General features: G+C 62.4%; 11 protein-coding genes. 3 read left to right on the forward strand and 8 right to left on the reverse strand.

The window, feature by feature from the left end; genetic code table 11:
• Nucleotides 1–32 precede the first annotated feature (32 nt).
• Both BLW80_RS01015 and BLW80_RS01020 read left to right on the forward strand, forming a co-directional pair.
• Entirely contained in the window at nt 33–941 is a 909-nt protein-coding gene (locus tag BLW80_RS01015; protein ID WP_244527887.1) for a PhzF family phenazine biosynthesis protein, read from the forward strand.
• Entirely contained in the window at nt 938–2134 is a 1197-nt protein-coding gene (locus tag BLW80_RS01020) for a serine hydrolase domain-containing protein (RefSeq protein ID WP_093756481.1), read from the forward strand. The genes BLW80_RS01015 and BLW80_RS01020 overlap by 4 nt, the downstream gene beginning before the upstream one ends.
• A gap of 63 nt (nt 2135–2197) precedes the next feature.
• Here BLW80_RS01020 and catC read toward each other — a convergent pair whose 3' ends face one another.
• The 4 genes from catC to BLW80_RS01040 form a co-directional block, all read right to left on the reverse strand.
• Nucleotides 2198–2488 carry a muconolactone Delta-isomerase gene (gene catC, locus BLW80_RS01025; RefSeq protein WP_093756482.1) on the reverse strand — a complete coding sequence of 97 codons (291 nt, stop codon included), beginning with the start codon at nt 2486–2488 and terminating at the stop codon, nt 2198–2200.
• Between the two features lie 3 nt (nt 2489–2491).
• Entirely contained in the window at nt 2492–3667 is a 1176-nt protein-coding gene (locus BLW80_RS01030) for a muconate/chloromuconate family cycloisomerase (RefSeq protein ID WP_093757279.1), read from the reverse strand.
• Between the two features lie 91 nt (nt 3668–3758).
• Entirely contained in the window at nt 3759–4964 is a 1206-nt protein-coding gene (locus BLW80_RS01035) for an ABC transporter substrate-binding protein (RefSeq protein WP_093757280.1), read from the reverse strand.
• 89 nt (nt 4965–5053) lie between these two features.
• Entirely contained in the window at nt 5054–6052 is a 999-nt protein-coding gene (locus tag BLW80_RS01040; RefSeq protein ID WP_093756483.1) for a Bug family tripartite tricarboxylate transporter substrate binding protein, read from the reverse strand.
• A gap of 145 nt (nt 6053–6197) precedes the next feature.
• Between BLW80_RS01040 and BLW80_RS01045 the strand changes: the two genes are divergently transcribed.
• Nucleotides 6198–7094 (forward strand): LysR substrate-binding domain-containing protein, encoded by an 897-nt coding sequence (locus tag BLW80_RS01045; RefSeq protein ID WP_093756484.1) that lies wholly within the window; start codon nt 6198–6200, stop codon nt 7092–7094.
• A 76-nt stretch (nt 7095–7170) separates the two neighbouring features.
• Here BLW80_RS01045 and BLW80_RS01050 read toward each other — a convergent pair whose 3' ends face one another.
• From BLW80_RS01050 to BLW80_RS01065, 4 genes are all read right to left on the reverse strand, one after another.
• Nucleotides 7171–9222 (reverse strand): DUF1217 domain-containing protein, encoded by a 2052-nt coding sequence (locus BLW80_RS01050; RefSeq protein ID WP_093756485.1) that lies wholly within the window; start codon nt 9220–9222, stop codon nt 7171–7173.
• A 144-nt stretch (nt 9223–9366) separates the two neighbouring features.
• Entirely contained in the window at nt 9367–10911 is a 1545-nt protein-coding gene (locus BLW80_RS01055) for a L,D-transpeptidase (RefSeq protein ID WP_093756486.1), read from the reverse strand.
• A 224-nt stretch (nt 10912–11135) separates the two neighbouring features.
• Nucleotides 11136–12590: a GntP family permease gene (locus tag BLW80_RS01060; protein WP_093756487.1), complete on the reverse strand. Its 1455-nt coding sequence runs from the start codon at nt 12588–12590 to the stop codon at nt 11136–11138.
• A gap of 4 nt (nt 12591–12594) precedes the next feature.
• The gene (locus tag BLW80_RS01065) at nt 12595–13614 is read right to left on the reverse strand and encodes a patatin-like phospholipase family protein (protein WP_093757281.1); all 1020 of its coding nucleotides are present in this window, start codon (nt 13612–13614) and stop codon (nt 12595–12597) included.
• Nucleotides 13615–13915: the final 301 nt, after the last annotated feature.

Below are 13915 nucleotides of genomic sequence, written 5' to 3' on the forward strand. Positions count from 1 at the left end.
GCGAACGCGCGAGGCTGCTAGAGGGTGCAAACATGATGACGACATCTCCCGAACCGCAGGTTCGATTTGTCAGTGTCTTTGCGGCAGGTCCGCAGGGCGGCAATCCCGCCCCGATCGTCGTCGATGCTGCCGGCATGAGTGATGCGGAGATGCAGCAGGTCGCGCGTACCTACGGTCACGAGAGCGGGTTTGTATTGCCGCCTCCGCCGGGCTCCGACTGCGATTTCGAGTTTCGCTTCTGGGTGCCCAATCATGAGATGTCCATGTGCGGACACGCCACCGTCGGCGCGACATGGCTGCTTCAGCGGCTCGGCCGGCTGCAGCGCGATCGGATCACGATCCTGACGAAGAGCGGCCGCGTCCATGCGCGGATCAGCCAGTCGGCCGGACAGGATATCTCGGTCGAGGTCTCACAGCCTGCGGGTGTCATCGAGCCGCTTCCCGATACGCCCCGAAGCGTCGATGACATTCTCGACGTCCTCGGGATCGGTGCCGACTGCCTCGCGCCGTTCCCGATCCAGAATGCACGCACCAGCCGGATCAAGACCCTCATTCCGTTGAAGAGCGTCGCGATTCTCGACGGGCTGAAGCCTGACTTCTCGCGGATGGAGCGCCTGTGCAATGGCATCGACTCCACCGGTCTCTATCCCTACGCCGTGTCCGGCCAGGACGATCAGATCGTCGATGCCCGCCAATTTCCGAGCTCGTCGGGATATCCGGAAGACGCAGCGACTGGCATCGCGGCCTCCGCTTTGTCATTCGGTCTCCTCGCGAACCGGATGGTGGACGCGTCGGAACGGCAGATCACCATTCGCCAGGGACGCGCCATGAATCGCCCCTCAGCCATCAAGGTGCGCTTCAGCTTCGATGACGGCAATCTCAACGGCTGCTGGCTCGGCGGCGATGTTCAGCCGACCGACTGCGAGAAGATTGCGTCATGACGAGCAAGGGACAGCCATCGGCCTTCGAAGCCAACTATGGTTTTGCGCGAAGCGACGTTCGTCTCGATAACTGGCGGCAGGCGCCCTGGAATGTCTGGGCATTCCGTCACGTGTCCGAACTCATTCCGACGGCACGCATCGCAGCGACGCCGGGACTGATCGAGGATCAGTCCGTCCACGCCGGAGATCTCATCAAGCAGGCTTTTTCCACCGATGGAGAAACCGCGACGATCGAAGACGTTCTACGCAGGACCTCAACCGATGCCCTCGTCGTGATGAAATCCGGCCGTGTCGTTGCAGATTACCATGCGCCGAATTTTACTGCGCAATCGCGGCATATTCTGTTCTCTGCGAGCAAGTCGGTGACATCGATCGTCGCGGGAATTTTATACAGCGACGGCCTGATCGATTTTGACGAGACGGTCTCGCACTACGTCCCGGAACTCAAATCCTCCGCCTATTCGGACGCGAGCCTGCGCGATGTCCTCGACATGCGGGTCAGCCTCGATTTCGAAGAGACCTATCAGGATCCGCGCGGCGATTTCGCGCGGTACCGCCGCGCCGGCCTGCTCGAACCGTCGGTGCCGGGAGATACTCCGGACTCACTGATCGCTTTCCTCGCTACGCTGCAAAAGGGCCCCGGCGATCACGGGGGCCCCTTCCACTACTGCTCGCCGAATTCAGACGTGCTGGGTCTGGTGATCGAGCACGCCTCGGGCCAGCGTTTCGCCGACTTTGCCGCCGCGCGTTTGTGGCAGCCGCTCGGCGCGCGGCAGGATGCCTATATTACGGTCGATGCGATTGGCAGCGCCCGGACCGGCGGCGGCTTCTGCATGACCCCGCGCGACCTCGCGCGCATCGGCGAGATGATGCGACTGGGCGGCATGGCCAACGGCTGCCGGATCGTTGCACAGGATTGGGTGTCGGATACGATCACGAACGGCTCCGCCGAGGCCTGGCGCGCGGGCAAGTTCGTCGACTGGCTGCCAGAAGGTCGCTATCGCAACAAATGGTACCAGACCGGCAACGCAAGCGGCGCCTTCTTCGCGCTCGGCATTCACGGACAATATCTCTACGTGAATCCGCGCGCCGAACTGGTCGTCGCAAAATTCTCGTCCCAGCCGGAGCCGGTGGACAACGACCTGAAACGGCTCAACCTCGCACTGTTCGATACGCTTGCGAGATTGTACTGATGAAGCTGCTGTGTGAGCCGCCCATCTCGCCGCAATACTGCGTTGGCGAAGGTCGGCCCGCGCCTAGCTGTCGTCCGAACGAACCGACGACGGATGCCGGCACAACGGTGTCACGCTGACGCGCATGAAGGGGAAGAGCGGCAATGTCGACAGAATGTCGTGCAGCGCCTCATTGCTCGCCACATCGAAGATACTGACATTGGCGTAACGTCCGGCGACCCGCCAGAGATGGCGCCACTCGCCCGTCTTTTGCAGCTCCTGCGCGCGTTCACGCTCGGTCTTTTTCAGTTGCTCAACCACCTCGGGGGCGAGACCGGGCGGGATCTGAACGTCCATCTCCACCTGAAAAAGCATCGATCAAACTCCTGTTGTTGCGCCGGCCGGTTGAGCGCGCGGCGCGTAACCATCGCGGCGGAAGAATGCGACGCGGTCCATGTCCAGTTCGACGCCGATGCCGGGCGCCGTCGGCACCTGCAACACGAAGTCGCGGTAACGCAGAGGCGTCGCGAGGATCTCCTCGGTCAGAAGCAGCGGGCCGAACAGTTCGGTGCCCCATGCGAGTTTTGGCAGTACGGAGAACACCTGGGCCGATGCCGCGGTGCCGACACCGCCTTCCAGCATGGTGCCGCCATACAGGCCGAGACCTGCGGCATCGCCGATCGCAGCTATCTTCACGGCATCGTACAGACCGCCGGCCTGATTGATCTTCAGGGCGAACACATCCGCAGCACCGCGCGCCGCGATGTCGAAGGCATCCGTCGTGCCATGCAGTGCCTCATCCGCCATGATGGGGACGGCATAGCGACCGCTGAGGCGGGCCTGTGCCCCGCGATTGTCGCGCGACAGAGGCTGCTCGATGAGGTCCACGCCGGCGGCCTCTAAGGCGGGAATGCCGCGGCGTGCCTCGGGCTCGCTCCAGGCCTGGTTCACGTCCACCCGCACGCTGGCGCGATCTCCGAGGGCGCGCTTGATGGCCGCCACATGTGCCACGTCATCGTCCACGGACCGCAGGCCGATCTTCAGCTTGAAGATATTATGGCGGCGCGCATCGAGCATCCGCTCGGCTTCCGCGATGTCGCGGCTGGTATCGCCGCTGGCCAGTGTCCAGGCGACCGGCAAGGTGTCGTGCATGCGCCCGCCGAGCAGCTCGGACACCGGCAGGCCCAGGCGCTTGCCGAGCGCGTCCAGCAGCGCCGTCTCCACTGCGCATTTGGCGAAGCGGTTGCCCTTCACCCGTCGCTTCACGTCGGCCATGAGCACGGCGACGCGTGATGCATCCATGCCGATGATGGCCGGAGCAATATAGGTGTCCACGGTCAGCTTGATGCCCTCAGGGCTCTCCTCGCCGTAGCTGAGGCCGCCGATGGTCGTGCCCTCGCCGATTCCGACCGTTCCGTCGGAGCAGCGGATGATGACCAGAACCAGGGTCTGGCTGTTCATCGTATGCATCGACAATCGATGGGGGCGGATCGTCGGCACATCGACCAGGATGGTCTCGACCTCGTCGACGCGGACTGCCACGCTGGTGCTCATGAGGGGCATCTTCCTGTTGTCCATGGATGGGGCCTTGAACGGATCGCCGATATCTATCCGGCGATCCGTCGCATTGCCGTCTGCCGCAGCGTTACTTCTTGATCAGCGGGCAACGTGACGCCGATAGCGGCTGAAACGCGTCGTCGCCGGAGACAGTCGCCAGCAGCTTGTAGTCGTCCCAGCGTGCCTTCGATTCCGACGGCTTCTTCACTTCGAACAGGTACATGTCGTGCACCATGCGGCCGTCCTCGCGGATCCGGCCATTCTTCGCGAACATGTCGTTGATCGGCGTGTCCTTCATGACCTTCATCACGGCCGCTGAATCGGTGGTACCTGCCTTCTTCACCGCGTTCAGGTAGGTCGTGACGGAGGAATAGACGCCGGCCTGCGCCGATGTCGGCGCGCGCTTGGTCCGCTCCATGAAGCGCTTCGCGAAGGCGCGCGTTTCGTCGTTGAGATCCCAATAGAACGCCTCGGCCAGCAACAGGCCCTGCGCGGTCTCAAGCCCGACGCTGTCGATGTCGGAAATAAATGCCAGCAAGGGCGACAGCTTCTGCCCGGACTGGGTCAGGCCGAACTCGGCGGCCTGCTTGATCGCGTTGATGGTATCGCCGCCCGCATTGGCGAGGCCGATCACGCTTGCCTTGGTGCTCTGTGCCTGGAGCAGGAACGACGAAAAATCCGAGGTGTTGATCGGGTGCTTCACATTGCCGACAACCTTGCCGCCCGCCTTGGTGACGATGTTCGAGGTGTCGCGCTCCAGTTCCTGGCCGAATGCGTAGTCGGCCGTGAGGAAGAACCAGCTATTGAGGCCACGCTTCACCGTGGCCAGGCCGGTGACGCTGGCCAGCGCGTAGGTGTCGTAGGTGTAGTGGACGATGTAGGGACCGCACGCCTCGTTGGTGAGCCTGACTGCGCCGGGACCATTGAACATGATGATCTTGCCGCGCGTCCTGGCCATTTCCGCCGCAGCCAGCGCCGTGGCAGAGCCAGCCACATCGACAATGGCCTCGACACCCTGGTTGTCGAACATCTCACGGGTGAAATTCGCGGCCAGATCGGACTTGTTGAGATGGTCGGCGACCACGATCTGGACCTTGCGCCCGAGAACCTCGCCGCCGAAATCCTCAACGGCCATCTTGGCTGCAGTCTCGCTGCCTAGCCCGGTAATGTCGGCAAACAGGCCGGACATATCGAGGACGGCCCCCAGTTTCAGCGGCCCGGTGCTCTGTGCCATGGCAGCCGAAGTGGTGACGAGCATGACCGATGCCGTCAGGCCTGAAAGTAGCTTCTTCACATCATTCTCCATGAGCGCTCTCACCCCGAGCGCGCGTCTCTTGCGTGATATTCGTCGTGGATCGATCGCGGTGTGTCAGACGCCCGTCGTCACTGGCTGCCGCGAATGCCTGCGGTCTCGACGATCTGCTTCCATTTGGCGCTTTCCTGCGCCAGATGCGCAGCAAGTTCCTGGGGCGACGACGCGATGACGCGCCCGCTGACATCGGCGAAACGCTTCTGCACGTCGGGATCTGCCAGAACCTTGCGGATATCGCCGCTGATGCGCTCCGCGAGCGCCGGCGGCATCTGGCCCGGACCGAAAATGGCCCACCAGTTGGCAAGTTCGAAGCCCGGCAGACCGGATTCGCTGATCGTCGGCACGTCAGGCAGTGCGGCGATGCGCTCCTTGGTGGTGACGGCAATGGCGCGAAGGCTGCCGCCCTGCACCTGCGGAAGCGCCGTCGAGGCGTTGTCGAACATCAGGTCGATCCGGCCGGCCATCAAATCCGTCAGGGCCGGCGACGAGCCGCGATAGGGAACGTGGGTCATCTCGACCTTGGCCTGCTGCCGGAACACTTCCGCCGCCAGATGCAGGGAAGAACCCACGCCGGCTGAGCCATAGGTGGCGCCACCCGATGCCGCTTTTTCTTTCGCGAAGGCGATCAGATCCTTGATGTTCTTGATCGGCGACGAGGGCGGCACAAGCACCACGTTCGGCGTCTCGAGCGCCAATGTCAGCGGTGTCAGATCCTTCACGGGATCGTAGGGCATCGACTTGAAAAGCCACGGATTGACGGCCACGGCGATCGACGCGAGCACCAGCGTGTAGCCATCGGGGGCACTCTTGGCGGCCGCATTGATGCCGATATTCGATCCGGCCCCGCCCCTGTTTTCGACGACGACTTGCTGGCCCCAGGTCTGGCTCAACTTTTCCGCAATCGTGCGGCCGATGATGTCGGCGGCACCGCCAGCGGCGAAGGGAACGATCAACTGGACCGGCTTGGTCGGATAGTCCTGCGCCGTCGCACGGTTTGCGCCCAGGGCGATACAGCAAGCCGCCACCGCGGCGTGGGTCGCCCGGGCAAGTAAGGTGCGTCGTGACAGCATGAAAGAGCCTCCCAGTCGGTTCTTATGTTTCGAAGGCCGCACAAAAGCGTGCCGGCCAGGTCCGATATTGACAAACACTGGCACGGGACGCGTGATAGGCCAACACAGTGAAAACTATAGATGTGATAGAAGATTGTAATCAGCCATGGATCTCAGACGTCTCGGCTATTTTCTGGCAATCGCGACCCACAAACGCATGGCGAAGGCCGCAGAAGCCCTCGGCGTCGCCCAGCCAACGCTGTCGCAGCAGATACGTGCCCTCGAACAGGATCTCGGCACCGTTCTGTTCAACCGGACGCCCCAGGGCATGCAACTGACCGAGACAGGACATGCACTGCGCGAACACGCACAACGTCTGATGGTTCAGACCGAAGCGGCGCGCACGGCAATCGCCGAGCTGGAGGGCGGCATGGCCGGCACGCTGCGTGTCGGCGTCATCTACACCTACAGCACGACATTCCTGCCGAAGATCATCGGCAGCTTCGGCGAGAAATATCCTGAGGTTCGGCTCAGCGTGGAGGTCGGCTCCGCAAACGATGTCGAGCAACGCATCCTGTCCGGAGATCTCGATCTCGCGATTGCTTTCGCGCCGCCCCAGCACGCGGAGTTGGGCGTCGACCTGTTGTTCGAGGAGCGGCTCGTTCTGGTGCTTGCGAAGTCGCAAAATCAATCACGACAACAGTCGATCACGCTGCAGGCGCTCGCCCAACGTCCGTTGGCACTTTTGACCCCCGCCTTTGCGACCCGCCGCATTCTCGACCAGTCGCTGCCACCGGATACAAAACTCGACGTGCGCGTCGAGATGAACTCGGTCGAGGCCCTGATCGAACTCGCGAAATCGGGAGGGCTCCCGACGGTTCTTGCCGACCGAAGCCTGAACGCCCGAAAGGACCTTGCGATCATTCCGATCGGGCCTCCGTGGATACGCCGTTCCGGAGCCTTGCTGTGGGATGCCCATCGCTACCAGACGGCAGCCGCGCGCGCTTTCATGGCGATCGCCCGCAAGACGACCAAAAGCGCACAGACCATTCGCGCGTCATAGCGAACAATCGTGGACATCGGCATGGCGCGAGGAGCGCTGGCTGATGGCACCGCGCGCGTCGATGCGATCAGGCCGCTCAGCGTCCCAGGCGAGCAATGGCCTGGAACGTGGATTCACCGATCCCAGCGCCGGAGCCCTGCAGCAGAGAAAGCGCTGGTGACGTCTCCGTGGTGCCGTTCTTCAGGTCATACATCGCAGAGAAGCGGCCGAGCAGCTTTGTCAGCTTGGCCGGATCCTTGAGATCGCTCAGTTTGAGATACTTCTCCACCACCTTGGCCTGCTGGTCGACATCCATGGCGCCCACCGAGTCCGGCAGGTTGAACGTGGTCCGGAACACTTCACCCAGCGCCTTGTCGGCCAGGAGGTCGTAGACTGACGTGATGCTCGGCGCCTTGCGCTGGAAATAGAGCGCCAGACGCACACCCGGATTGACCTCGCCTTGTTGGGTTTCCAGGTTCTGCTGCAGATAATTGTTCTGCGTCTTCAGGAGCTGATCGCGTGTCTGCGGGCCGACCGGAGCCAGGCGTGCGATGTTGCCGTTCTTGTCGAAATTGAACGACGCCGCGATTTCCGCAAAGCGGGGATCGCTTTGCTTGCTGGCGAAACTGCGTGGATCCGACAGGTCGGAATTGAAGATCTGCTTGAGAAAATCGGTGCTGACCTTCTCGGGTTGCAGGCCTTTTGAGGTCAGGACGATATCGATCATCTTCCGATTGGCGAGCAGATCGGACACGCTCTCGATGTCCGGGATCGTGTTCTGGTAATAGACCGCATCCTTCTCGGCCTTGGCGCGGAGCCCGGCCAGTTCGGTCTCACCAGCAAATCGCGTTTGCGCGATGATGTAGTCCTTCGCGATCTGCCTCACATTGGTGGTGTCCTGGGCCACCAGCGACGTCGTCAGATTGCCCTTGCTGTCGAAATTGAACGCGCGCGCGAGCGCGATATAGCGATCGTCCTTGGTCATATTGGCGTAACTCTTGGGATCGGTCGGATCGCTCTTGAGAACCGCCTTGATGGTGGCTTGCGAGACTTTGTCGGGGTCGAGCCCGACTGCCTTCAGCGCATAGTTATACAAGTTCGGCGTTTTCACGAACACGTCGACCGACCGCACATTCGCAACATTCGCGCGGAACAGCCTGGCCATCAGAGCCGAATTCTCATCATCCGCCGCAAGATAGGCTGCGCCCTGACTGTTGACGAAAAACGCGTTCGTACTGTCACGATCGGCCGTGGTCTGCGCGTCGACACCGGCCGGCAGCGTCCCGTCAGGCGAGAACTCGAAGGCCCGCGCGATATCGAGATAACGCCCGATCATGGTGAGGCCATCATTGGCGCTGATGATATCGCCACTATTTTTCAGAACCCTGCGCTGTTCCATCACGATCTTTGACCGGAGATCGTTGAGATTGGCACCGGGCTGCGCCAGTTGCGTCATGTAGTCGGCGATCTTCAGATTGGCGTCGGCGATCTCGGTATTGGCCTTGGTGACCTTGTCATTGAGGACAGTGACCTGCGGCACCCAGACAGTGTTCACATAGCTGTTCGGGTCCGCCACGTCACTGCTCAGGACTTGCCGGATCGTGTCACGCGACCATTGCGAGTCACTGATCCCGAAGGCCGAAAACACATAAGTGCGCAGGCGGTCGTCATTCAGCAATTCGTCGGCGCTGCGAATGCTGCCGATCTTGCTGTTGTAATAGCCGGTCTGGTCGTCGATCGCGTCGACCTGTTTTTTCACCGCGGCCGAATACAGGCCGACCATCTCGTCGGTCTGACTGGCCGATTGTGCAACATAGGTCCCGGCGCCATTGAAGGAAAACGCCGCGGCAAATTCGCGGTAGCGCTTGTCGTTCAGCCGGTTGGCGAAGCTGTTGGCATCGGACAGATTGCTCTCGAGCACCTTGCGCATGAAGGCCTTGGCATAGGCCATATCTTCCAGCCCATAGGCCTTCGTCGCATACTGATAGAGACGATAGTCTTTCATCAGATCGTCGACGGTCTTCACCTTGCCGATATTATCCCGGTAATAAGCGGCTTCGCGCGTCACGCCCGCCTGCTGGGAGATCATGGTCAGGGACTGCCTGACATTGCGCTGGACGGACGTGTAGCCGAGATATGTCGACACCATGGAAACACCTATCGCTGGTTTACACCACGATACCGCCCCTGGGTTGTCTGAAGCTGGCCGGCTTCGCCCTCGTTGGTAGCCGGACCGGACGCAAACGCTCGCGGACTGACTGTCAGCGCAAGGAGGCCCGCGCCCTGGCGCGACCTACCACCAGCCGGTTTGCGGCTGGCGCTGATACGGCGCGACCCTGCGGCGAGCCTGCACGGGCGCGGGGTCCGCATTCCAGCGCTGGAAGAACGAGCCAAAGCCATCGCCATCCGCATCGTCGCTGCTCGCCATGAGATCGGCAGGCGGCGTCGGCTTACGCGTAATGAAACCACCTTGCGGCTGGTTGCTGAGCACCACGACGAATTCGGTGCGATAGTTGGTCTCGGTGCTGAGCGGCTCGTCGGAGATCACGATCGACGAGCGTGGCAATGCAGTCGCCGCGATCCGGTCGAGCACTTCCTGCGGAATGGTAATGCGGTCGAGGGCGGCCTTCGCGCTATCGCCTTCGTCGATCGTGACGGCGCTCCAGCGCAGGCCTGCGTCGTTCCGGGCCATCGCCGTGAACACATGCGTGCCGATCGGCCTGCCGGGGTCGCGGATGGTGATGGGAACTTCGATGCTTGAATCGAACACTTCGCCGCCGCCGTCCGGCGCCGGCTTGTGCGTGTTGCGCCGAACGTAAAGCATCTGCGTCTCGCGGCTGATATAGATCGAGACCGGCTCGAGTGCGAGTTTCGCATCGCTCGCTGCCTTGGCGGTGGCGACCTTTTTGGTCTCGGCCGCCTTGGCAGCGTCCTTTGCGGCGGCGGCGGCATCGAGCTTGGACGTCGTATCGGTCTTTGCGGTTTCGAATTGCGCGCCGAGTTCCGCGGCCCTAGCGGCAGCCCTCTGCTTGGCCTCCTCGGCCCGCGCCTTGGCCTCATCGGTCTTTGCCGCAACGACGGCCTTGTCGGCGGATACGAGCTCGACATCCGCGCGCGCCTTCAGCGATTGCAGCTTGCGCAGGGCTGCCGGCAGCGGCTTCGTCTCGCGCGCCGAGGTCGCTGCGAGTTTCTTCGTCGCGTCCGCGGCAGCAGCGGCCTCCGCAGCCTCGCGGGCGAGCACCTCGACACGGCCCGGAGCAGCGGCGATGGCTTCCGCTTTCGGCATCAGAAGCGCCGGATGGGAGAACTCAACGGGCGCCGCGTCATTCGGCGAGATGATCACCCGCATCCCGATCCGCGTCTTGTCGAACAACCTGTCCGCGAAGCCGTAGGGCATCCGCACACAGCCATGCGACGCGGCGTAGCCGGGCAACGGCCCGCCATGCAGCGCGACGCCGTTCCAGGTGATCCGCTGCATGTTCGGCATCGCGGCATCGTCATACATGTTGGAGCGATGGTCCTTGTTCTTCTCAAGAACGGCAAAGACGCCTGCCGGCGTCTCGCGGCCGGACACGCCAGTCGAGACCGGCGCGCGCGTAATCCATCCATCGGCGTCGTAGAACGTGACCTGCTGGCTCTTGATCGACACGATCGCCATCATCGGCTCGCCTGCTTCGCGCGGGGCGGTCGCCTCGACGACGCGGGCGGGACGCGCCTGCTTTGCGGCGGCTCCGGCCGCCGGAGCGGCTACCGCAATCATTGCTGCCAACACCACGACGGGAGATATCCAGTGCCGCATCCCGACGTTGGGTTGCGCCGTCGCCAATCGATTTGCCATTCAGTGCCTCGGTCAAATGCCTTCCGATCGCGAATCGTACAGGCGTTTGATTGCGATTGTATCAATTCGCCGCCGCTTCGCTTGCCCGATGTCTCGTTGACGCGGCGAGCGCGGCGAAAGTTCATTCGTAGCCGAGAAACGGCGCCGGACAAAGGTGGCTCACTGCCACACCCGGCACGTGGTCGACTGCGAAATCTGGACAAAACGGCGGTTGGGGCCGGAGTTCAAAATGAGCCCAGTGCGGAGCCCATGGCAATCACGGCGGCAAGAGCGACAACCGAGCTCACGATGCCGACCATCACAATGTCGAGATAACTTTGGCGATGCGTCAGGCCGCAGATCGCGAGCAGGCTGACGACCGCACCATTGTGAGGGAGAATGTCCAGGGTGCCGGAGCCGATCACAGCTACGCGGTGTAGCAACCCGGGATCGATCCCCTCCCGCGTGGCAACGTCCATATAGGTCTGACCGAGTGCATCCAGCGCGATTGTGAGTCCGCCGGATGCCGAACCTGTCAACGCGGCGAGCAGGTTCGTGGAAACGGCCAACGACACCAGCGGCCCACCCTTAATGCCCAGCGCCCAGTCCCGCACCATGTCAAATGCAGGCAGCGCTGCGATGACAGCGCCAAAGCCAACGAGGCTCGCGACAGTCAGCGCTGGCAGTACGGACGCGTTGGCCCCGGCATCCATCGTTTGCCGCAGTGCAGGCAATCGCGTCCAGTTACAGATGACGACTGTCGCGGTCGCTCCCGCGAGCGCGACGACAACGGACCACACGCCAGCAACGGCAGATAGCGACGTGCTGCCCCAGCGCTGCTCGGCCAGGAAGGAGACATCAAGCCGGGGCAGAACAACGAGCGACATCACGAGATTGACGACGACAACGACAACCAGGGGAAGAACGGCATTGACGACAGGCACTTCCGCTTCGCTGCGATGCCCGTGGGAAATTTCGGCCGGATCGAATTCGCGCGCCGTCGTGGCACGCCCGCGCAAGCGCTCGTCATCGGCAGCGGCGCTGGTCGCGATCGACAATTCTTCGCCATACCCCTCATTCGCTTGTCGTGCCGCCTTCTCGGCGCGAAGCAACCACCACAGTCCAATACCCAGCATGATCAATGACGCGATGATGCCGAGGCCCGGCGCAGCGAAAGGCGTGGTGCCAAAGAACGGCATGGGTATCGCATTCTGAATCGATGGTGTGCCCGGCAAGGCTGACATGGTGAAAGTGGACGTTCCAAGAATGACCGTCGCGGGCACGAGGCGGCGCGGAATCCCCGCGGCGCGAAACAGCGACTGGGCCATCGGAACGATCACAAAAAAAGCGACGAAAAGGCTGACGCCGCCATACGTGACCAATGCCCCCGAGAGCACCACGGCGAGGATGACCCGGCGCTCGCCAAGGCGGCGGGTGATGAAGTTCGCGACCGCAGTGACCGCACCGCTGTCGTCCATCAGCTTCCCGAATACGGCGCCGAGCAGAAAGATGGGAAAGAACTGAGCAAGAAACTGGGCTGCGCTGCCCATGAAGGTCTGCGTCCAATTGGCAAGCAATGGCTCTCTGCCGAAAGCCGCCGCAACCAGTGCGGAGAGCGGAGCAAGCAGCAGAACACTCCAGCCCCGGAAAGCCAGCCAGATGAGAAGACCAAGCCCGACGAGAATGCCGAGAAGCCCCATGACGTCAGCACTCCGCCAACAGGATGTCGAGATCGGCCGTCGAACGCTCGCCAAGATCGGCGCCATGCGCGTCGAGAAAGTCACCGGCCGCTTGCCGCCCCTCGTCGCGCAGCTTGGATAGGAAGGCCCATTCGGCGTTGAGCTTGGATGACGCAGCGAAAGTCGCGAGCAGATCGCTCTTGATCCGGTGCGTCTTCATTTGAGCCCAGCGGGCGCCCTCCCCGGTGCCGGGATCCGCCACCTGACGAAGCAGCGCAATCATCCGCAGCTCCTTTGCCAGCGGCGAGTTGAATGAAATTTCATTGAGACGGTTGAGAATGTCCGCAGCCGTGCGCGGCTCCTCCAGTCGCTCGGTCGGATTGATTTGCACGACGATGGTGTCCTGCGCGTCTGTCTCCCGAACAAGCGGCGTGATCGTGGGATTGCCTGCATAGCCCCCATCCCAATAGGCTTCGCCTTCAATCTCGATCGCGCGGAACATCGTTGGCAGGCATGCCGACGCAAGCAACACATCCGCGGTGATCTCGGCGTTACGGAAAATTCGCCCGCGACCTGTCCGTACCCGCGTGGCCGTTACGAAGAGTTTGATCGGCGCACCGGCAAGACGCTCGAAATCGATGCTCTCGGCCAGTATCTCGCGCAACGGATTGTAGCCGAGCGGATTGAGATCATAGGGCGACAGGACTCGCGACATCAGATCGGCGAAGAGATAGGCCGGAGAAGTGTCGAGCGACCAGCGTCCCATGAGGCGGTCGAGGGGTGAGCGTTGAAACGGACTGAAGGCCGCGGCACGCGAGACGCGCCGCCAGTATTTGTCCAGAGCCTCGCGTGCTCCGTCGGCACCGCCGGCAGTCCAACCGTCTGCCAGAACGGCAGCATTCATCGCTCCTGCCGATGTTCCGGATATGCCGGCAATTTGCAGCCACGGCTCCTCAAGCAGCCGATCGAGGACACCCCACGTGAATGCGCCATGGGAGCCTCCGCCCTGGAGCGCCAAATCCACGAGTACCTGCCTTCGGTTCATCATGCAGCTTCTCCAACTGCCGAGACACGCTGGTAGCCAACCGTCGAGCACTTCAGAAACCACGCGCCGAATAGGCGTGGCCATAATAGACTTGGAAAGTCTGCTTCAGGTCGCTTTCGACCGAGCCCTGCGACCTCTGCGTGCTATTTGATGCTCACCTCGCGCCAAAAGCAACCTGCCGGGGCCTGGCCAGAAACACCGTGCTGGACCCGACAATCGCACGCGGCGACCTGCAGAAGGACCTTGGCAGAGGCAAATACCAGGCCGACGCTCCGTGAATGAGGCAATGGGCGGCGCTGAA

Source organism: Tardiphaga sp. OK245 (assembly GCF_900108575.1).
In the GTDB taxonomy this organism is placed as follows: domain Bacteria; phylum Pseudomonadota; class Alphaproteobacteria; order Rhizobiales; family Xanthobacteraceae; genus Tardiphaga; species Tardiphaga robiniae.